The sequence below is a fragment of the Sporolactobacillus terrae DSM 11697 genome (assembly GCF_000648615.1).
GTDB classification, from domain to species: domain Bacteria; phylum Bacillota; class Bacilli; order Bacillales; family Sporolactobacillaceae; genus Sporolactobacillus; species Sporolactobacillus terrae.
On record NZ_JFZC01000004.1, the window covers coordinates 116,351 to 138,450 of the forward strand.

Annotated in this window: 18 protein-coding genes; 2 read left to right on the forward strand and 16 right to left on the reverse strand. The window is 42.6% G+C overall.

All coding sequences use genetic code 11. The features are described 5' to 3' along the window. Positions 1–7: 7 nt before the first annotated feature. The 7 genes from AA84_RS0100560 to AA84_RS0100590 form a co-directional block, all read right to left on the reverse strand. Positions 8–1,288: a condensation domain-containing protein gene (locus AA84_RS0100560; protein ID WP_028975606.1), complete on the reverse strand. Its 1,281-nt coding sequence runs from the start codon at positions 1,286–1,288 to the stop codon at positions 8–10. 194 nt (positions 1,289–1,482) lie between these two features. Next, positions 1,483–2,205: an ABC transporter ATP-binding protein gene (locus AA84_RS0100565; RefSeq protein WP_028975607.1), complete on the reverse strand. Its 723-nt coding sequence runs from the start codon at positions 2,203–2,205 to the stop codon at positions 1,483–1,485. Continuing rightward, entirely contained in the window at positions 2,198–2,974 is a 777-nt protein-coding gene (locus tag AA84_RS0100570) for an ABC transporter ATP-binding protein (protein ID WP_028975608.1), read from the reverse strand. Before AA84_RS0100570 ends, AA84_RS0100565 begins: the two co-directional genes overlap by 8 nt. Next, on the reverse strand, positions 2,971–4,257 hold the full coding sequence (locus AA84_RS0100575; protein ID WP_037562574.1) for an ABC transporter permease subunit: 1,287 nt from the start codon (positions 4,255–4,257) through the stop codon (positions 2,971–2,973). The genes AA84_RS0100570 and AA84_RS0100575 overlap by 4 nt, the downstream gene beginning before the upstream one ends. A 9-nt stretch (positions 4,258–4,266) precedes the next feature. After that, positions 4,267–5,259 (reverse strand): branched-chain amino acid ABC transporter permease, encoded by a 993-nt coding sequence (locus AA84_RS0100580; protein WP_028975610.1) that lies wholly within the window; start codon positions 5,257–5,259, stop codon positions 4,267–4,269. A gap of 195 nt (positions 5,260–5,454) precedes the next feature. Further along, on the reverse strand, positions 5,455–6,636 hold the full coding sequence (locus AA84_RS0100585) for a branched-chain amino acid ABC transporter substrate-binding protein (protein WP_028975611.1): 1,182 nt from the start codon (positions 6,634–6,636) through the stop codon (positions 5,455–5,457). A 410-nt stretch (positions 6,637–7,046) separates the two neighbouring features. Then, positions 7,047–9,224, reverse strand: coding sequence for a methyl-accepting chemotaxis protein (locus AA84_RS0100590; protein WP_028975612.1), 2,178 nt, complete (start codon positions 9,222–9,224; stop codon positions 7,047–7,049). A gap of 195 nt (positions 9,225–9,419) precedes the next feature. On the opposite strand from AA84_RS0100590, the gene metA reads away from it, so the two are divergent. Continuing rightward, positions 9,420–10,328, forward strand: a complete 909-nt coding sequence (gene metA / locus AA84_RS0100595) for a homoserine O-acetyltransferase MetA (RefSeq protein ID WP_028975613.1) — start codon at positions 9,420–9,422, stop codon at positions 10,326–10,328. A 205-nt stretch (positions 10,329–10,533) separates the two neighbouring features. On the opposite strand, the gene plsX is transcribed toward metA, so the two are convergent. The 6 genes from plsX to AA84_RS0100625 form a co-directional block, all read right to left on the reverse strand. Then, positions 10,534–11,547 carry a phosphate acyltransferase PlsX gene (gene plsX, locus AA84_RS0100600; protein ID WP_028975614.1) on the reverse strand — a complete coding sequence of 338 codons (1,014 nt, stop codon included), beginning with the start codon at positions 11,545–11,547 and terminating at the stop codon, positions 10,534–10,536. Positions 11,548–11,682: 135 nt separating this feature from the next. Continuing rightward, positions 11,683–12,465 (reverse strand): hypothetical protein, encoded by a 783-nt coding sequence (locus tag AA84_RS16740; RefSeq protein ID WP_037562549.1) that lies wholly within the window; start codon positions 12,463–12,465, stop codon positions 11,683–11,685. Further along, positions 12,462–12,884, reverse strand: a complete 423-nt coding sequence (locus AA84_RS0100610; RefSeq protein ID WP_028975615.1) for a permease prefix domain 1-containing protein — start codon at positions 12,882–12,884, stop codon at positions 12,462–12,464. Before AA84_RS0100610 ends, AA84_RS16740 begins: the two co-directional genes overlap by 4 nt. Further along, positions 12,884–13,213, reverse strand: coding sequence for a PadR family transcriptional regulator (locus AA84_RS0100615; protein ID WP_028975616.1), 330 nt, complete (start codon positions 13,211–13,213; stop codon positions 12,884–12,886). The genes AA84_RS0100610 and AA84_RS0100615 overlap by 1 nt, the downstream gene beginning before the upstream one ends. Before the next feature lie 295 nt (positions 13,214–13,508). Then, the gene (locus AA84_RS0100620) at positions 13,509–14,753 is read right to left on the reverse strand and encodes an ABC transporter permease (RefSeq protein WP_028975617.1); all 1,245 of its coding nucleotides are present in this window, start codon (positions 14,751–14,753) and stop codon (positions 13,509–13,511) included. Next, positions 14,746–15,645 carry an ABC transporter ATP-binding protein gene (locus tag AA84_RS0100625; RefSeq protein WP_028975618.1) on the reverse strand — a complete coding sequence of 300 codons (900 nt, stop codon included), beginning with the start codon at positions 15,643–15,645 and terminating at the stop codon, positions 14,746–14,748. Before AA84_RS0100625 ends, AA84_RS0100620 begins: the two co-directional genes overlap by 8 nt. A gap of 152 nt (positions 15,646–15,797) precedes the next feature. Between AA84_RS0100625 and AA84_RS0100630 the strand changes: the two genes are divergently transcribed. Then, positions 15,798–16,208, forward strand: a complete 411-nt coding sequence (locus AA84_RS0100630; protein WP_028975619.1) for a DUF2871 domain-containing protein — start codon at positions 15,798–15,800, stop codon at positions 16,206–16,208. A gap of 272 nt (positions 16,209–16,480) precedes the next feature. Here AA84_RS0100630 and AA84_RS0100635 read toward each other — a convergent pair whose 3' ends face one another. From AA84_RS0100635 to AA84_RS0100645, 3 genes are all read right to left on the reverse strand, one after another. Continuing rightward, entirely contained in the window at positions 16,481–17,401 is a 921-nt protein-coding gene (locus AA84_RS0100635; RefSeq protein ID WP_028975620.1) for a branched-chain amino acid transaminase, read from the reverse strand. Between the two features lie 275 nt (positions 17,402–17,676). Then, positions 17,677–19,533, reverse strand: a complete 1,857-nt coding sequence (locus AA84_RS16745; protein WP_051577713.1) for a glycoside hydrolase family 13 protein — start codon at positions 19,531–19,533, stop codon at positions 17,677–17,679. 33 nt (positions 19,534–19,566) lie between these two features. After that, positions 19,567–21,978, reverse strand: coding sequence for a glycogen/starch/alpha-glucan phosphorylase (locus AA84_RS0100645; protein ID WP_028975621.1), 2,412 nt, complete (start codon positions 21,976–21,978; stop codon positions 19,567–19,569). Between the last annotated feature and the right edge of the window lie 122 nt (positions 21,979–22,100).

The following is a 22,100-nucleotide window of genomic DNA, read 5'->3' on the forward strand; positions in this document are numbered from 1 at the left end:
TCTTTTTTTATGATTGAATGGGAAGATGGTTGATCAAATTCGTGATGAATGAATCGATACATGCTTTATCTTCGTTTGTTCCGTAAAAGTTCGTTGCGAACGTCATTCTTTTCTGAAATGTGGTCACCGCAATTTGGAAATAAGGTGCATACTTTATCGATCCAGAAATAAAAACATCACGAATGCTTAATCCCGAAAAACGCAGTTTGTGTTCATCAATGATCCCTATATTTGTCATCCCATTAACAGGAATGCGATAAATACTTGGAAACAGTTTTTTCGCTTGATCCAGATGATGATGGTGATACGTTTCCTCAAGCTCCCAATAGACTTTCAGCGGCTTAAAGCTCTTTTTTTCCTTATCCATCACCTTTTTCACTTGCATTAATGCCTGATCAAAGCCAATTCCTGCATCTCTTGGAACAATGCAAGTAATGTTGGACGTTAGATTACAGAATCCTGGTTTGACCTCCTTGGGCAGATAGCTGCGCAAATTAACCGGGCAATCGAGAATAATTTGCTCTGCCTTGATGACTCGAGCCAAGGCACAGACATAAGCTGCGAAAAGTGCATCGTTAATGGTTGCCCCCTTGCTCTTTACGTAACCCCGCAGCTGATCAAAAGCTTTGGCACTTAATTGATGCGTCATAATAAAGGGCTGCCGTTCGTCCCCTTTAAGCGGAAGATAGTCTCGTTCATCCTGTTCATGCTTCATCAATCGTGCATGTTTCATTTCGTTCAATTGTGCGTCATTCAACGCGTCAAACACTTGTTTTATGCTGCGTGAACCAAGATGATCTGCGTTCGGATGTGCGCAAGTACTGCCATCAATGAAACGTGAATAGTGTGCGCTTAAGAGGGCCAGGTAGTCATTAAATCCTCCACCGTCACAGAGCATGTGATTTAGGATTACAGCTAGAGAATCTCGCTCATCCTTTCTAATAATCGCTATACTCAGCTGCGGTCCTTTTTTCTCATTGAGCTTTCGCGTCAGCTGTTCTTGAACGGCCTGTTCTCGATCCATTGCTTGAACGACATGCACCATGTCGCTTGCGCTCCAATCGCTTTCTTCCCAATAGGCATTCTCGGTCGCTTCAACGTATCGGCATGAAAGTAATGGAAATAATTTTTGCGACTCATGTACGGCCTGGATGAGCACGCGTTCATCAATTGTTGTGTCAAAATGAATGACGGCATGCAGATAATGATCATTTTTCTTATTCAATCCGGAAATAAAGTGCTTAACGTCTGAACTCTCAGCTGCAAAAATCTTTTGTTTTGTCGCCATTCACAACACCCTTTCTCCTACATTTCTCACATTTTTTCATATGTCAAAATGATGATGAATTCATTATATAATTTGATTGGTTTGCCGATCAAATATGAGACACTTATCCGCCAGCACAAATAGTAAACCGGATCAGCAAAAGTGCTGATCCGGCTACTGTAAATGAAGCATTTGAACGTTTTTAATGGTGAGAATCAAGCAAGATAGGCGGCTCTCACCTGCTCATTTTTCATTAGCTCGTCCCCGTTGCCATCAAGTACAATTTGACCAGTCTGGATGACATAACCCCTATCGGCAATCTGCAACGCTTGATAAGCATTTTGCTCGACAAGCAAGATCGTCATGCCCTCTTCGTTCATTTCTTTGATAATATCAAAGATTTGTTCAACGATTATTGGCGCAAGACCCATCGAAGGTTCATCGAGCATAAGCAGTTTTGGCTTCATCATCAGTGCTCGGCCAATCGCAAGCATTTGCTGCTCGCCACCGCTCATTGTGCCTCCTTTTTGATTTAAACGTTCCTTTAGTCTTGGAAAGTAGTTAAAAACACGCTCCATGCGTTCCGCAATGACATGCTTGTCTTTTACGGAAAAAGCACCGATTTGAAGATTTTCACGGACGGTGAGCCGTGGGAATATTCTCCGTCCTTCGGGGACTTGTGCAATTCCAAGCAGTGCGGTTTTATGTGCCTGAAATTTGCTGATTTCTTGACCGTCAAAAATAATTGATCCGTTTTTTGGGCGAACCTGCCCACTGATTGATTTCAATGTTGTTGATTTTCCGGCACCATTACTGCCAATCAAGGTAACAATTTCACCTTTATCAATATAAAGGTCAACACCCTCCAATGCTTGAATCTGACTATAAAAGCTGTCAATTTTCTTTACTTCAAGGAAATGGTTCGATACCTCAGCCATTTGAAACTGCCCCCTTGCCCAAATATGCTTCGATGACTTTTTTGTTATTTCTGATCTCATTGGGTTTCCCAGAGGCGATTAACTCACCATGATCGAGCACATAAATTGAATCGGAAATTTTCATGACCAAATTCATGTCATGTTCAATTAGAATAATCGTGACATCAAGTTTGGTACGCATATCATGTATGAGATTGGTCAACCGTTCGGTTTCTTTTGGATTCATTCCCGCTGCCGGTTCATCAAGCAGCAGAACTTTAGGTTTAGCTGCGATGGCACGCCCTATTTCCAAGCGCCGCTGCGCCCCATAGGCTAAGTTGCCTGCATTCTCGTTTACATAGTTCTCTAAGCCCACATAGTTCAAGATATCATACGCCGTAACCCTAGCATCTTCTTCGATCTTCCGAATATGCGGCAATTGGAGCAATGTTCCGATCCAATGCGACTTCAGATTTTGATGCATACCAACCAATACATTCTCTAAAACCGTCATGTTTTCGAACAAACGGATATTCTGAAAAGTTCGCGTAATGCCGAATTGAGAAACTTGATGCGGTTTTAATCCGACAAGTGATTTTCCATTGAGAAGGATATCGCCGGATGTGGGTTGGTATACTGCCGTAATCATATTAAAAAAAGTTGTTTTTCCGGCACCATTCGGTCCAATCACAGCAGTTATGGCGTTTTTTTCAACCGTCATATTAATATCTGATGTGGCTGTCAGACCACCAAATTCTTTTGTCAGGTGTTTTACTTCCAATATGTTCACGAGTCAGCACCTCCTGAGGCTGTTTTTTCACGCTTCAGTGCTGCTTGTTCCGACTCTTTTTTCAAAGCGGCCACATCGACTTTGCGATTTTTATGTGGAATCAGCCCTTGTGTTCGATAAAGCGCGAAGACAATTAAAAGGATTCCAAAGATAAGCAGCTGCATTTTTTCAGGTGACAGAGCTGGTGGAATGGAGATGCCGTAATTCGAACTCATGGCCGACAACCAATTCGAGATATTGGTAAGCACCTGTGTTCTCAGAATGATGACGACAGCAGCACCGAGAATAACCCCTGGAACACTCCCCATTCCGCCAAGAATGACCATAACAAGTACCATGGTCGATTCGAGATAGGTAAAACTGGTTGCATCAACAAACATCTGTTTCGCTGCAAAGACAACCCCCATCATTCCAGAGAATGAGGCGCCAATAGCAAATGCGGCTAATTTTGTTTTTACTAATGGAATACCCATTGATTGTGCGGCGATTTCGTTATCGCGAACCGCTTTCCAAGCACGTCCTAATTTAGAATACTCAAGTTTTCGAACCACATAGATGACGAGAAGAAAAATCGCAAACGCAATATAGTAGAACTGATTCGATGAACCAATACTTATTCCGAAAAAGTTCGGCGGTGCGATCGATGCAATCCCCATCGAACCGTTTGTAATATTAATCGGATGATCCATATTGTTCAATAAGATTCTAATGATCTCGCCGAATCCTAACGTAACAATCGCTAGATAATCGCCGCGCACACGCAAAACCGGTACACCTAACAAGATCCCAAAAATGGCTGCGACAATCGCTGCAATAAAGATGAAAATCCAAAATGCGCCGCCAGAAAGCGGATAATGACCAAATGGCATAAACTTTGATGCTTGATCGCTGGCAAAAATGGCGTACGTATAAGCGCCAACTGCGAAAAAAGCAATAAAGCCAAGATCGAGTAATCCAGCAAAACCAACGACGATGTTCAGTCCTAAAGCCATGGCACAGTAGATGCCGACCAATGTCCCGACTTCCATATACGTTTGATACGAATCACTGAAGCTCGCAATAAATGGTACAACTACTGCAAGAATAACAATTCCCGTCACCCATTTTGCTCTGAGATTCAAATTGAGATAATACAAAATAAGAATCGAGAAAAGCAGCAGCAAGAAGGCAATCGTTGAATCCGGCAAAAGGAACAGTCCAGCACCAGTCACAATGACATATGCGAGGAACAGGATGCTTTGATTTTTTTTGCTTTGCGCTATTTTTTCAAAGAATGCACTCAAACTTGTCACCTACACTTTCTCTACGACGGCTTTACCAAATAAGCCTTCTGGTTTGAAAATTAAGACAAGAATCAAAATGATAAAGGCAAACACATCTTTATATTCGGCTCCCATTGCCCCATGGGTAATAATGGACAGGTTTGAAGCTGCAAACATCTCCAGCAGTCCGAGCATGACGCCACCGAACATAGCTCCTCGAATGTTTCCAATCCCCCCAAGAACAGCAGCGGTAAACGCTTTGATGCCGAGTACAAACCCAATATACGGATCAATGGTTCCATATTGGATCATAAAAAGTACACCGGTTGCCCCGCCAAGTGCAGATCCGATAAAAAAGGTCACTGAGATCACTCGATTCACATTAATTGTCATCAGCGACGCTGTATCACGATCCTGGGCAACCGCTCGCATCGCCATTCCCCATTTTGTCTTGTTCACAAAAAGATCAAGCGCAATCAGCATAATGATCGTCACAATGAGCACGAGTAAAAATGATGACTGGAAGGTTGCGTTGTTAAAAAAAGGTAAGGCACTATGGAGATTCAGCGTAAACTTGTGATTAAACATCGGCGGCGCTGTCACAATGTAGTTACCTGTTTTTAATTCCGCAATAAAACGAACCAAATCTTCAAGCACAAAAGAGATACCGATAGAAGTGATCAGTGCGATCAGTTTCGGAGCATTTTTCTTTCGCAGCGGCCGATAGGCTACCCGCTCAATGCCGACCCCCAAAAGTCCGGTAGCAATGGCGGCAATCACGATAACGATGATAAATACGAGTATGGCCGGTAACGCTGCAAGAAATCCCATTCCCATTAATAAGAAAAGAACAATTGCTCCCATAAAAGCTCCTGTCATGAATACGTCGCCATGTGCGAAGTTAATCAACTCAAGAATGCCATAAACCATCGTATAGCCGATTGCCACGACCGCATAAACTACGCCAAGTGTCAGACCATCAATGAGTACTTGGGGCAAATTCTGAATGATATGTGCAAGCATGCTCTCACCACTTTCCTCACGAGTTGTTGGTTTGGATGTATTTTATTTGTTGGAACAGCTAATTTCTGTCCAAGGTTATGTGAAGACTGCCAATAAAATCCTAAAAGGGCATAAGCGTGCTGCTCAATACCCTTTTAGTCCACATTAATTATTCATGAATATCCTTGAATTTCATTTACTGATTCATGGGTTCAATTATTGGCTGATTTCCGCTTTCTGAACTGGCGGATACTTAGCTTCAGCGAAGTTATAGATGTAAACTTTGGCGTATTTGTTATCGCCTTTGTCATCCAAACTTACTTTAGTTGTTACACCATCATAATTTTGAACCGAACGAATCGCTTTTGTTACTTGTTCACGAGTTGGTTTTTTATCGTCATTACCATCGATCGCTTTCATTAGCCCTTCCAGAATAACACCGGCTGCATCATAACCATAAGCTGAATAAGATTCAACGTTCTTACCAAATTCCTTCTTGTACTTTTTGGCAAATGCTTGGCCTTTTTCCGTTTTTGATACATCTCCGGCAACCGATGTTAGGTATACTCCTTTAACTGAGTCCCCGGCAATCTGAACGGTCGATGAAGAATCAAGACCATCGCCGCCCATGATCGGGCCATCGAAGCCTTTCTGACGCGCTTGTTTAATGATCAGGCCGCCTTCAGCATAGACACCGCCGAAATAGATCAGATCAGGTTTCTTCGCTACAGCTTGACTAAGAACACCGTTAAAGTCCTTCTCACCAACTGTGATTCCTTCATAGCCGACAATCTCAGCACCCAGCTTCTTGGCTTGATCTCTAAACTGTTCAGCAAGACCTGAACCGTATGCTGTTTTATCTTGAATAACAAATATCTTTTTCGCTTTGAGTGTTTTTACTGCAAAGTTTGCGCCTGCTGGACCTTGGAAATCATCACGAGCACAGATACGATTAACCGTAGGAAGTTTACGATCAGTAACAACCGTTGCTGTAGTAGCTGGCGATACCATTGCTAAATTGTTTTTGTTATAAACTTCAGAAGACGGAATCGCAACGCCCGAGTTCAAGTGGCCGACAACAGCAAGTACATCTTTATCAGAGGCAAGAATCTGAGCGTTTGCCACACCTTTTTTCGGATCACCTTGATCATCAAGATCTTTTAATTTAATTTGAAATCCTTTTTTCTCAAATTCTTTTTGGCGATCTTCAATTGCTAATTTTGCACCGAGCCGGATGGCATCGCCAAGGGTTGCACTGCCGCCTGAGAGTGGCGATTGACTGCCAATCTCAATCACTGTTTTTCCGTTTGATCCGCCTGATTTTGGCGAGCATGCCGCAAGGACACCGACTAATAATGCAATAATTGCTAGTAATGGTACGACTCTCTTTAATTTCATTGTCATCCTCCTTTTTATAAAAGCAAAAACACTTGAATAAATCCCAATTATCTGTCTTTTATGTAGCGTTCACCCCCGCTATCTCTTTCTAAACTATCTCTATTTAATGCGGCTCTATAATGTAATAATAATTTAATCTTCTTTCACAAACACTATCTATGTCAGATATTCCGACAAAGTTTTTGAATCCTGTTAATTTTCTAATATTTAAAACCGCAGTTATTCCCTATGTAATCCTTGCAAATAAGCGATATTATAATTAAGTAAAAAATAGAAGGAGGACGTCCCAAAAGGGTGTTGGATTTATACTGCGCTCCGATTGCTCGCATCTTCGCGCTTAATCCCAAAATAGACATTTTTTAAGGGTGTCTCAAAAGTCAATTGACTTTTGAGACACCCTCCCTAATGAATCAAACCGTTTTAAACGATGCAACCATTTTTTGCAATTGATCGGATACATAGTCCAAACTATTGGTGATTTGGTTTAAGCGCTCCATTTCCGAGGAGACCTCATGCAGTGTTTTCATTGATGCTTCACTGCTTGATGCGTCTTCAGCCGTTCTCCGCTTAATTTCATCGGCTGATCGATTAATCGACTGTACAATCTCATTCAAATCGCTGCTCTCCTTCGTTGTTATATCCATCAATTGATCGGTTTTCTCAGAAATCTCGCCAACATTACTGGATATATGGTTAAACGAACCGATTGTCGTTTTGATTTGAGACGACGATTGATTGACTTTATCATTGGTTTGCTTGATCTCTTTCAAGGTTTGATTAGTCTCGTCTTGAATACTCTGTACAAGGGTTGCCACTGATTTTGTCGCCATTTCTGTTTGTTCGGCAAGTTTTGATACTTCCTTAGCAACTACTGCAAAACCTTTTCCCGCTTCGCCCGCTCTTGCTGCTTCAATTGCAGCATTAAGTGCGAGAAGCTGCGTCTGCTCGTTAATGTTCTTAATTACCGTAACCGCTTTGGTGATCGACTTAGATTGTGTATGTAATTGGTCAATGCGGTTCATGGTTGCATCCATTTCCTGTTCTAGCTCACGCACCATGTTAAGTGCTACTGAAGATGCCTTATTTGCCTGAATCGTTCGATTCTTCGTATCATCAGTATGTATACTTACCTCGTTTATGAGCGCGCTCATTTCCTGAATCGAAGCGAAAAGTCCATTAAAATGATTGCGCGCATTTTGAAAAACCATGTTTTGTTCGCTGGCCGCAGCGACCAGCTCATCAACGTTATCTCCGACAAGATCCATACCGCTTGCCATACGACCGGCCATCTTTGATGCTGTAAATGAGACGCTTTGTGATGCTCTAGCCGATGCACCAACGCGTTGGATCATCTCCATTTGACTGTTAATAAATTTATTGAACCAACGGGAAAGTTCGCCTATTTCGTCTTGCGTATTTTTATTGAGCCGCTTTGTGAGATCACCATCGCCTTCTGCAATTTCATGGAGTATAGCGACGGTTTTTCGAATTGGTGTAATGACGATGTGGTTGGCAGCAAACAGGAAGGCTAGCGATAGGAGCACCCATGTTGCCACGGTGCACCCGATTCCTGCCGCAAGGGACACGGAATAACCGATTCCATTTAGCCCTGCTGCAATCAATGTTCCGAGTGAAAAGTAAATGGGAAGCCGTAATCTTAAACTTTTGAACTGATAAATTTCTTGAATGTCGCCTTCACACATCATGCCCCAGACTTCATCACAATACGGAGGATGAATCAATGTACCTTTTCCCCCAACCATGACATGCCGATAATCGGGGTAACCCGGCCACGTATCAAGATTGTGCCCATGGTCGATTGTTTTTTGAATACCGGGATGCAGTTCCCCTGTTTCGGGATCAGTAAAACGAATTTCAAATTCAGTATGTTTTTTTATTTGTACGAGGCCCCATTTTGCAGTGTGTACCCCTGCTTTTAGATTATCCCCGAGTGTATAGGTGTTATCTTCAAATCGGCTCCGCGAGATTGCTGTTCCCGGCAGTATATCACGATTCGTTTTAACCATAAAAAGATAGTTGTCACCAGAGTCTTTATAGACATGAGCATCCTCATTCTGAATGACATTGCTCATAGTATCGTTGAGCACGCGGCCCATGAATACACGCGGAATGCCTTTACCATTTACCGCTGGTGTCGAAAACATCAACGTGATTTCATCTGCAAAATGTGTGCTGCTTAGATCAAGATCCAGCGTTCGATGATCGATATAAGGGCCGTACATCGATTTCTCTTTATTAAGGCCGCGCGCATAATTTGGCAAATCAGTCATTTGTAAACCTAAATGCTTGGTACAAGTGGACACCATGACTTTGCCCGTTTCGTCCAGCAACATAAATTCAATAAATGCATCACTATTCTTCAATTGTTCTTTAAGCACTTCACTAATTTCTGTACCGCGTTCATCATAGCTGTAGGCAATCTGATTCGCATTTTCCAGTTCATTCCACCGATCATGGAACCAATTGTCAAGTGCTTTTTTACGTCCTCTTGATATCCCATCAAAAATACGTTCAGATTGTTTCTCAATCGAACGATTTAATAAATGCATCATCCTTGAGCTAAGCATGGACAAGCCCCCCCTTTAAGGAATTAAATACACTCTGTTCTTCGCGTCTTTGTTAAGACGAAAAATATTTTCTTTTTTTCTATACTAATAGTTTCGACATTTTTTTCTAAATCTTTAGGTTTTATGAAAATACACGCGACGGATCAAACTTATGCTATTATTAATACAAAGTTTACCATGAGGAGAACTGATGTTATGCCTATAAAATTACCAAAACTGCTCCCGGCAAGAGAAATTCTCGAGAACGAAAACATCTTTGTGATGGATGAAGATCGCGCTATGACCCAGGACATCCGTCCATTAAACATATTGATTCTAAATTTAATGCCTGAAAAAGAAATGGAAGAAACGCAATTACTTCGTCACTTAGGAAACACACCTTTGCAGGTTAATGTAACCTTTCTGAAAATGGCAACCCATGAGTCAAAGAATACGAGTCACCTTCATCTTGATCAATTCTATTCAATTTTTGATGAGGTGCAGCAGAAAAAATTTGACGGCATGATTATCACCGGAGCACCCGTCGAGCAACTCCCATTTTCCAGTGTAGATTATTGGAATGAATTAAAAGAAATTATGCACTGGTCCCGAGATCATGTCACCTCAACCCTGCATATTTGCTGGGGTGCTCAAGCCGCGCTGTACTATCATTTTGGTGTCGATAAAATTCCCTATCCGGAAAAGTTATCCGGAGTATTCAGCCACACTTTATATGAGCCAAAGGAAAAATTGCTGCGCGGTTTCGATGATGTCTTCTTTGCACCGCATTCCCGTTATACGACTAGCGACGTAAAGGCACTTGAAGCTCATCCTGACCTACATATTCTCTCGGGTTCCGACGAAGCCGGACCTTTTATTTTAATGGCAAACCAAGGAAAACAAATTATGATTACCGGTCATCTGGAATATGATACAGGGACGCTTGCGACCGAATATGAACGCGACTTAAAGAAAGGGTTGAATCCGCATCTTCCCACACACTATTTCCCGAATGATGACCCGCAAAGGACACCGTTCAACACTTGGCGCTCGCACGCGCATCTCTTGTTTTCCAATTGGCTGAATTACTATGTTTACCAAGAAACTCCTTACCAATGGGATTAATCCATTGATTTAAGACAACCCGGGTAAAAAAGCACCTGAATTATCGCTTCGATTACTCGCTTGCCGCGGGCGCACCGCGAGCCTCCTCAACCAAACGATTCCTGCGCGTTTGGTTCGCAACCGTTTGCTTTGCTGTAAAAAAACGTATACTTCCTTTTCTTAAAAAAAGGCTCGGGCAGATGCCCAAGCCTTTTTACATTTCAGTTTATGCTTTGCTGTTCAGCCAATCGTAATGTTTGTCATGGAATGTATGTTCAATAATTCCGACCACATCTTCATCGATCAAAAGCTGTGCCTGTTTAATTGCTGTATATACAGCTTCACTTTTTGCCGAGCCGTGAACCTTAATGATTGGTGCGGCAAGGCCAAAAAGAAGTGCACCGCCGTATGCAGACGTGTCCATATGTTGTTTCACTGCTTTTAACTTGCCATACATCAGACCGGTCAGTACTTTTGTGTACAACGAACCACCTAGGGTTTCCTTTAGCAGCGTCATCAGTGAAATCGCAGTTCCCTCAATACTTTTCAATACCATATTGCCTGAAAAACCATCTGCAACAATAACGTCTGCCGGTCCTTCAAGCAACTCGCGGGATTCAATATTCCCGACAAAATTAATCGGAGCATTGCTCAAAAGTTTATAAGCCTCTTTAACGAGATCGTTTCCTTTACCTGCTTCTTCGCCAATGTTCAAAAGTCCAATTCGAGGATTCGGGCGATGCATGACTTTTTCTGCATAGATGTTGCCCATGATTGCGTATTGCAGCATGTTTTCCGGCTTCGTCTCCGCATTTGCACCAACATCAAGGAACAGGAATCCCTTATTTTGATGAATTGTCGGTAAGGTTGGTGCGAGCGCGGGACGGTCAATGCCTTTAATACGCCCAACACCAAAAAGTCCTGATGCCATCAGCGCTCCGGTATTGCCTGCAGAAATGGCCGCTTCACAACGCTTTTCGCGAACCTCTTTTACTGCCAGAACCATTGAAGCCTGCTTTTTTTGGCGAACCGCTTTTACCGGTGCATCGGTTCCTTCAATCTTTTCAGTGGTATGCAGAATGTCAATGCGATCCTGTTCGCCTACCAGATCCTTCAGTTTTTCCTTGTCGCCAACGAGCGTAATCTCAAGCTCAGGAAATTCCTTCAAGGCTTTGATTGCCCCTTCAACCATTGCATCAGGTGCATGGTCGCCGCCCATCGCATCAATTGCTAACCTCATTACATTCGCTCCTTTATAAGAACAGCTTTTCACGCTGAATTGCTTAAGTTCATCAAACCGGTGTTCATAAATTGATTCTCGACTCACTCTAACATTAAATACGTGATCTGTCCAAACTATGTTTCAAAAAAGTTTTTATGTTCGAAAATGATTCCGTTTTTTTGGAACAGTAATGAAGTAGTAAACAGAAAGTGGCCACCAAAGAACCGCAAAAGCTGGAAATACCGCCCATATTCGGTTCGGTGTTGTCAAATAATTCACGCTCGCTAAATAGACAATGGTCATCACAGCACAAATCATTGCAAATCGAAAGGGCTTTTTCGCAAAGTAAAGACTGAGCGGCCACCAAAGAACGGCAAAAGTGGGATGAATCATCCATAAATAATTGGGTGTTGTGATTCCGTTCAGTACCATAAAAAAGAGTATGATCCAAAATGATCCCGCAAATGCAAACCGTTTGGGTAAATGCGCAAAACTGCAACTAAGCGGCCACCAACCCATTGCAAATAGTGGAAAAAGGCTCCAAAAAAAGCGTGTTTCAAAAAAGAGATTAAGCAGCAAATAGCTCGCTGAAAACAAAATACTGATCAGTACTGCAGCAGTTCTGGATTTTGCCGATGAACCGATCCAAACGACGATTGGAAAGCAGACAGCAATCGGCAGCACATAAACAAACCACCAGTAATCAGGACTTTCCAGCATATTGATGGTTATGCATGTGCCCACAAGGATTACTGACGTTATCACCGATGCGTGTCTCTTATTTTGCATGAAGAACCAACTTGATGCGCAAGTTAAGACTGCCAGCGGTATAATCGTGAACAGGTAACCGGAATGGATCGACAAATTGACACCGAGCAGAAAGATCCCGGTCATCATACAGCCTGCTGCTAAAAAATTCTGAAGCTCTTTATTCATAGTTCCTTCTCCAGCCTTTTGCGGCGTAAATGATAAAACATGGAGAGCGGCCACCAAGAAATGGCAAAGGCAGGATAGATAAACCAAATAATATGCGGTGTGTAGTAAAAATTAATAAACACAACCAATGCGATAATCAATGCACTGCCCCATATAGAGAAACTGAAATTGATGCGCGCTAATTCACGTTTTCGATTAAATGTATTCTGCGGAAGGTCCATCTCGCGTTTAATTTCCTCAATATCTCCAAACTCAACAATCACTTTATTGACTGCGTCTTCTTCTGTTTTTCCTTCTTCAATTAAGTCTGCTACCTTTTCTTCTAGATCACGCGTAATCTCTTCCTTAACTTTTACCGTTTGTTCGCTGCTTGGCAGATCCTCAAATAATTTATCAAGATACATGTTCAGCCGTTTCATCAATCAGTCTCCTCCATGAATAAGTCCACAATTTCCTTTACCTCACGCCATTCATCGATCATTTCTCGAAAATAGGCTTTCCCGAGTGTGGTAATTCGGTAATATTTTCGCTTTCCACCATGGGAACGCTCACCATAATAAGAGTCAATCAACTGCTTTTTTTCAAGTCTCTGAAACACGGCATAAAGTGTCGCTTCTTTAATTTCAAAGCGTCCTTCCGTTTTACGGCTAACTTTTTTTGAAAGCTCGTAGCCGTACGAATCGCCATCTTTAAGTAGTCGCAGAATGATTGAGTCGAGATGCCCTCGTAATATATCGCTGCGAATAATACCGCCTCCCGCTAATCGGTTATTACTCTATCTGATGTAGCAATAATAGCATAGATTACTCTATCAGTCAAAGTAATAGATAAATAATCGAATGCAGATCTCATTTACAAGTAATGAATATGCTCCGGCTACCGAGAGCGTTTCCTCGGCTTACTCCAGCATGTCTCGTCAACAAAGTACGATTGTACAGGAACTTGAGCACCCACGCGTTGGTCTCGCAATCTTTTATTTCATCAATTATAAATTTTTGCCCATTAAAAAGGACCGGGTGATTTCCCGATCCATGCATGTGATCTTATTTTGAAAGCAGTATCGCTTGTTTGATTTTCTTAATAATGGAGCCGTTACTATAGGTGAGCACTGAACCACGATAGAAACGCAAGCTGAACATGAACAAACCAATGATCGTAAGCACGAGGAGTACAAGCGAGACAAAGGCCTGCCAAAGCGCCATATCGGTTGCCCCAATACGCATCGGCATGATCATCGATGCTGTAAATGGGACGTAGGAGAAGATTTTGATGAGAAGCGTATCCGGATTGCTCATTCCGCTGATTGCGATAAAGAATCCCACCATGAGCAGCATCGTCACCGGCATCACCGCTTGACCAACATCCTGAACTTTATTGACGAGCGATCCCAGCACTGCGCCAACCAGTGTATAGAGCAGACAGGCCAGAAAGAAAAACAGTATTGCAAAAACCGTGTAGCCCAGTGTCAGTTCGCTAAATAGAGTACTAACCATGTCCCAGTACTTACCTGCCTGGAACCCGCGTGCCATAAGCAATGCACCACCGATCAATACAATAAACTGAGTCATCGCCAATGCCAGTGTGCCAAAAACGCGGGATAATAAGTGAATAACTGGTGAAGTGCTTGAGATGATAATCTCCATAATTCGCGAGTCCTTCTCTGCCGCAATCTCAGAGGAAATAATCGACAGGTAGGATAATACGAACAGATAGATGACAAACGCAACCGCATAGGAGACAAAGGTTGCCGTTGACTTTTGTCCGCTTGTTTTTCCTTTTTCAGCATGCTTGGTCAGTACTTTTTGATGGAGTTCAATCTTTTGATTCATGATTTTTTGTGCCTGTTCAGCACTTAAATTTAATTGCTGGATCGTGAATAGTTGATTTGCTGCGCGGGTCTGTTCTTCCAGCATTTGCTGATCGGTTAATTGAAGCGGATTTTTCGTCTTGAGTTCTGCCTGTAAAGCACCTTTCTGATCCAGTGAGAGCACAAGCAGCGCATCCGTTTTTCCCTTGACTATGCGCTGTTCTTCCTGATGCACAGAACGTGTTGTCGGTGTAAATTTCATCTGTTTGCTGCTGTGAAAATAGGTTTCTGCTTGCGCATTCGTCTGATCAGAGACTGCTATGGTCATCGGCTTGTCATCCGAAGAAAACCAGCTGCTGATCGTTGGCCACATAAAAAAGCAGGCAATACCGGCAAGCATAATCAGCGTAGTAATTAGAAAAGATTTGGCTTTTAGCTTATTCGTGTAGGATTGAGAGAAGAGCAGAATGAACTTATTCACCTTTACCTGCCACCTTTCGTGTAAAGATCTCCTCAAGCGACAGATAGTCTAAGCTGAATCGCTCGATAAAGCCGTTCTTTGCAAGGGTTTGAAAGATCGGCCGTGCATCATGTTCATGGTGTAAGCGCAAACGATACATGTCTTTTTCTTTCGTGACCGATTCGACCCCTGGAAGCACCGCAAGTTCAGTCTCGACATATGGCCCGCGAATGGTCAAGTTTATTTTCCCGTATTGTTTTTTCAGATCGAGGATTGCTCCGGAGAATAGCGACCTCCCCCTCTTGAGCAGACAAATATGATCGCACAGCTCTTCGACATGATCCATGCGGTGACTGGAAAAAATAATCACGGTTCCCTCTTTTTTGAGAGAAACGATCGCATCCTTCAGTAATCCGGCATTTACAGGATCGAGCCCGCTAAACGGTTCATCGAGGATCAGTAATCGCGGTTTATGAATCAGGCTGGCAATCAATTGCACCTTCTGCTGATTGCCTTTTGATAAAGTCTCCGTGAGCACTTTGCGTTTCTCGTTTAACTCAAATCGTTCAAGCCATTCATTAATCTCTTTTCTGAGCACCGTTTTGGGCCAACCGCGCAATTGACCGAAGAATAGTAATTGATCTTCGACAGGCATTTTTGGATAGAGTCCACGTTCCTCAGGCAAATAACCAATTTGATCGCGTTCCAATCCACGAATCGGATGTTCTCCCCAGTTAATCTTCCCAGAGGTTGGTGCGAGCAAGTTTAAAATCATGCGAAATGTAGTCGTCTTCCCTGCACCATTCTGACCAATCAATCCGAAAATTTCTCCTTCTTCAACTTTGAAATTAAGATTATCAACTGCTAAGAAATTTTGAAAGCGCTTTGTTAAATGTTCTGCAGACAGTGTCATTTTTTCCCTCGCTTCTCCATATTTTTACCTTTTCATTTTTCCTGTTAGATATATTCTTTCATAGTTTACCAATTTCACTTATTTTATTGCAACCGAATGGCCGGATCGCGTTATAATAATCAGGAATGCTAGAATCATTTGGAGGATTCGCGATGAAAAAATTGTATGCGGCAGCACTCGGGTATATGATTGCCGGCCTTCTTTCCGGAATCTATTATCGGGAATTAACGAAGGCACTGAACTTTAGCGGTGAAACCATGCTGTCTGTTTTGCACACACATTTGCTGATTTTAGGTATGTTCTTTTTCCTTATTCTGATCAGCCTTGAAAAACTGTTTCAGTTGAGTACGAACAAACGGTTTTCACTCTTTTTTTGGATCTACAATATCGGTGTCGTTTGGACAATCACTTTGATGGCGATTCATGGAACACTTGACGTGCTCGGTATCGCTTCAGGTCCTGCAATCGCCGGACTCGCAGGAATGGGACATATTATTTTATCCATAGGGCTCATACTTTTCTTCATGATTCTTAAAGAGGTGTTATTTAATAAGAAGGCATGAGAAAAACCAAGCTGTGCTTGGTCCTTTATCTCCAGCCATGTGTGATGGATTCGTGTCTTTTCGGTGCTGAATCGTCGCTTCGGTTACTCGCTTGCCGCGGGCGCACCACAAGCCTCCTCAAACAGACAGGAATCTGCGCGTTGATGCACGGTCTTTTGCATGACCAAAAATCTTATACTTTTGTACGTAAATGTGATGAGCGCTAAAAAAGTTAAAAAAAAGAGAGGTTCTCCTCTCTTTTTTTATGCCTAAATAGTTGATTCAAGATGATCTTATTTATCGTAGACCGGCGTGCAAGATTCAGCATATTTCGAATTTTTTCCGATCGTTAAATTAAAGAACAGTTCTTTAATTTGTTTACAAACTTCGCCTTCATGACCGGTTCCGATCTGACGATGGTCAACGGCAACAATCGGTGTAACTTCCATAGCAGTACCGCTGAAGAAGACTTCATCAGCAACATAGAGTTCGGAACGTGAAATGCTGCGTTCTTCAACTTCAAGACCTAACTCTTCTTCTGCCAGTTTCATAACAAGATCACGTGTGATTCCTTCAAGAATATTATCTGCCGGAGGAGGGGTAACCAGCTTGCCCTTGCGGAAGATAAAGATGTTTTCACCGGAGCCTTCACAAACATGGTCGCCGTCAGTTAAGAAAATCGCTTCGTCAAAGCCGGCGCGTTTTGTTTCAAGCGCAGCCAGTGCGGAATTCAAGTAAGCTGCGGTCGCTTTCGTACGAGGCGGAAGCTGGTTATTCGAAAGCCTTCTCCATGATGTTACACCGACGCTCAGTTCTGGTTTTCCAGCATACTTGTTAAGCGGCTGTGTATAAATCACAACTTTTACATCTTTTCCGTCAAGGGTAGGACCGATGTCTAGAGCATCATTATATACGATTGGACGAAGATAGGTCGTCGTCCTGCAATTATTCGCTTTTAATAGGTCGATTGTACCTTGGATCAGATCGTCAACTGAAAAATCAAAATCCATATTCACGGTTTTTGCTGATTCTTTCAATCTGTTGTAGTGTTCCTTAAGTTTAAATGCGTATAGCTGCTGTTTTTCATCATCCCAATAAGCGCGGATACCTTCAAAAACACCTAGGCCATAATTGAATGCCTTGCTGCGGACGCTGACCTTAACATCATCCTCTTTTACGATTTTGCCTTGATAATAAACATAAGCCTCTGTCAACGCGAATTCCTCCTTGGTTTCTGATAGTAACAGAACGTTCAGACTACTTTAGTTCGGCACGTCGTCCTTAGTAACTAAAGTGTTCAACTGTCCTGCCTTTTTTTGTGTACACCTATAATAACATAAATCTTCCAAAATATTTTCTAAAAGTGAATTTTTTTCTCGAAATCTCGCAAGATTCCAACACGTGCTTAATTATTTTTTATTTGTTGTTTTCACGACCAAGAGGGCCTCTCAAAGTAAAACGAACGTTTGAGACACCCTCGAAGTACTATTCATGACCGGTCAAAGTGATAATAATGATACTCCATCGGTTCCGATCGATCCCCGTTCAGGTCTAGCGACTGCAGACAGGAGCGGAGCAGAGAACCATTGGTCTCATCCTTCAACTGCCCTAGACTTATATTAACTGAATCGCGAGTTGGGTTTACGAGGAGAACAGTAAATTGATTCATCGATACGTAACGAAGACAGCCAAATAGAGGACCGAGAGAGAAAGGATAGAATGCGCCATGCTGCAAGTGTGGATCGGTTCGCCTCGCATGAATTGCTTCCTGAAACACTGCTTTAAGCTGCTGATTTTCTTTGCCCCATGGATAGAAACTACGGTTATCCGGATCCTTTCCGCCAACCACCCCTGCTTCATCACCATAATAGATACACGGAACCCCAGGCAAAGCCATTAAAAGCCAAACAGCTAGCCCCAGTTTTCGTTGACTCTCTTGAAACACGGTCAGAATGCGTTCCGTATCATGCGTGCCCAGATTATTCATATTGGCGAGCAAAGCCTCAGGGGGGTAATTTGATTTGAGCGTCATAAAACTTCGTACAGCCTGTCGCGCATTAATTTTACCATTAATCAGGTTAACAATCAGATCTCGGAATGGATAGTTCATTACGCCATGAAGCATTCCGCCTTCAAGATAATGGCGTCTTTTTCCATAAGCGATTTTATTAGTCGCATCCTCCCACACCTCACCAATCAGTACTTTATGCTCCCCTTTTTTTTCATGCCGCTGCAACGCATTTCGAATGCCGGCGATAAATCCATCGCTCAGTTCATCGGCAACATCAAGTCGCCATCCGCCAATTCCCGTTTCTGTCCACGTATCAACAACGCTTTCTTCAGAATCGTAAATGAATTTTTGGTAACTGATCTTCGCCTTATTCACTGTAGGAAGATCCGTTATACTCCACCAGCAGTCGTAATGATCCCGGTCGCCGTGAAAAGTAAACCAGTCATGATAAGGTGATGAAGCATCTTGATAGGCACCTCCCGATCCGTAATTTCCATAGCGGTTAAAGTAAACACTGTCAACCCCTACATGATTGAATACGCCGTCCAAAATGACTCGAATCCCAAGTTGCCCTGCCTTAGACACAAGTTTTTTAAAGATCTTTTCGTCGCCGAACATCGGATCGATCTTTTGAAAATCCCCGGTATCATATTTATGATTACTTCGCGCTTCAAAAATGGGACTGAGATAAAGGACGGTTACACCAAGACGCTTTAAATTAACCAGTTTGGCGATAATCCCGCTCAAGTTTCCACCAAAGAAGTCCCATCGGGCGATTTGATCATTTTTATCACGAATATAGTAAGGCCGATCCTCCTCGGTTGCATAGATAAATGAGTTTTTCTTCGGGTGGAGCATCTGTTTATGGCGATTACCGTTAAAAAAACGGTCAACAAAAATATGATAGATAACGCCGTGAAGATACCATTCCGGTGCAGGATCAGCGTATTGAAAACAGGTCATCTGATACTGTTCGACTTGACTCAGATCTGAAACGATACGACCCTCACCACCATACAAGTCGGCAGCTTTGCAATAATAAATGGTTTGAACGTTTCCTTCTTCCTGAAAAGTGATTCGAAAATGGTAGAAATAAAGGCCTGGTGTACCCTCTGTTTTGAATTTACAGGTGAAGCGTCGACTTTCATCCGCTGCCTGATTCATCAGCACTTCGTGAAAAGGGTTCCCATCTTTCTGAATCATTAAGTTGACTTCAGCAGCTGCATCCTGTTCAATCTGGATTGAAAAATAGATCACAGACCCGATTCTTACTGCGCCAAACGGACGGCGATACTGTTCGGACCACGAGTTGAAATAGACCAGCGGAACCCCCATATAGCATTCCTTCTTTCTTAACTTCGATGAACATTAAATTCGATGAACCTTTGATGAGACATCCCAAATCTGACTCGCATATTGCTGAACCGTATAATCCGACGAAAAAATACCCGCACTCGCAATATTGATGAGTGCCATTTTCTGCCAGATAAGCGGATCACGATAGAGCCGATCGATTCGTCCTTGAGCAGCAGCGTAATCGTCAAAGTCGCGAAGAACAAAGTACTCATCACCATAGCTAACGAGAGAATCGAAAATCGCATTTCCTTCTGCTTCTGCTCCGGGGATTGTGCCGTCAATCAACGCATTCAAGACGCGGTGAAGCACTTGATTCTTTTCATAATAGTCGTGCGCGTGGTAGGTTCCTTCATTATAGTAGTGATAGACTTCATCCGCTCTCAATCCAAAGAGTACAATATTATCTTCACCAACATGTTCCTTAATTTCAACATTAGCACCGTCCAAAGTTGCCAGAGTAATGGCCCCGTTCAGCATCAGTTTCATGTTGCTCGTCCCGGATGCCTCTTTTGATGCAAGAGAAATCTGTTCGCTAACATCAGCCGCTGGAATGATCTTCTCTGCCAACGACACCCCGTAATTTTCAACGAATACAAGCTTCAATTTGTCATGAATGTCAGGATCATGGTTAATCAGATCAGCCACTGAATTAATCAGCTTAATGATCTGTTTTGCATAAGTATAGCTGGGTGCTGCTTTGGCACCAAAAATGAAGACATGTGGATAGAGATCTGCTTCCGGGTGATCTTTCAGCTTAAAATACAGACTGAGTATGTGGAGCAAATTCAATAATTGCCGTTTATAGGCGTGAAGCCTTTTTATTTGTACATCGAAGATTGCTTCAGGGTTGATTTCCAATCCCATGCTCTGGTCAACAAACCGAGCAAATCGAACTTTATTTTGATGCTTCACTTCCGCTAGTTCTTGCAATGTCCTTTTATCTTCACGAAACGCCTTCAGCATTTTTAATTCAGTTGGCATGGTCGCCCATTCATTGCCGATTTTTCGATCAATCAAATGACGAAGCGGTTCATTAGCAAGCATCAGCCAACGCCGTTGGGTGATGCCATTGGTCTTATTATTAAACTTCGACGGATAAATCAGACAGAATGGATGAAGCACCTTTTCTTTTAAAATATTTGTATGCAACTGAGCGACGCCATTGATACTGTGACTGCCAATAATAGCCATATGAGCCATTCTTACATGCCCACCTTCTACGATTCGCGTGCTCTGAATCAGCTTTGAATCGAACAGCCGCCCCATTTCCATGACGTAACGGCGATCAATTTCGTGAATAATCTGTACGATTCTCGGCAGAAGTGTTTGAATCATTTCAATCGGCCATTTTTCCATGGCTTCGGCCATAATCGTATGGTTCGTATAGCTCATGGTATTGATGGTTAAATGCCATGCATGTTCCCAATCCATGTGCTCTTCATCAAGCAGAATGCGCATGAGTTCTGGAATACACAGAGCCGGATGCGTATCATTAATATGAATAGCAACTTTTTCCGCCAAATGCTCGATACCAAGATGCATCTTTTTATAATGGCGGATGATGCTCTGCACACCTGCGGATACAAAAAAATATTCTTGTTTTAAACGCAGCAGTCGTCCTTCATAATTCGAATCATCTGGATAAAGCACTTCTGATATACTTTCTATTTCATTGCGTTGATGAATAAAAGACCAATAGTCCGTGCTCTCATCTTGAGGAGGCACTTCCGCAGACCATAATCTCAACGTATTGACAATCTCATTATCAAATCCGATAACCGCACTGTCATACGGAACAGCCAGCACTTCTTGAGCATCTTCATAATGCGGAACAAGATGCCCTTCACCTGAATGTTCCAGCCATACATGACCATAAAAGCGTACCGTCACTGCAGCATGCATCTTTCTCGTTTCCCATACATTTCCATTCTGCAGCCAGTTTTCTGGAAGTTCGACCTGGTAACCGTTGACAAACTTTTGCTTAAATAAGCCATATTTATAACGTATCCCGTTGCCGTGAGCAGGTATTTCACTTGTCGCCATTGAATCGATAAAACAAGCAGCTAAGCGACCTAATCCCCCATTGCCTAATCCTGGATCCGGTTCAATTTGAACCAGCGCTTCAAGATCAATGCCTAAATCACCCAATCCGTCACGTACCGTTTCCAAAATTCCTAAATTCAGCAGGTTGCTCTTCAGCATGCGTCCGAGCAGAAATTCCATAGAAAAATAGTAAACTTGTTTCTTTTTCTTCTCGATATACGCTTGATTTGTCTTGCTCCAGTTTTTGGCAATGTAAGAACGAATTAAGTTCCCTAACGTAAAAAACTGCTCCGTTGCTTCTGATTCTTTCAGACCCATTGAATAGACTTCAGTGAGCATTTTTTTGAAATCCGCTTTAAATTTATGCTTCGACAGATCCATAATTGACCATCCTTAATTCATCGTAATCGTTCTCAAGCGACAGATAAGTCGATAAAGAAAACTAGGTTAAACCAGCTGCTTTAAGCACCTGCTGAGACTTCGTTGCAATGCCGACGCTGCGG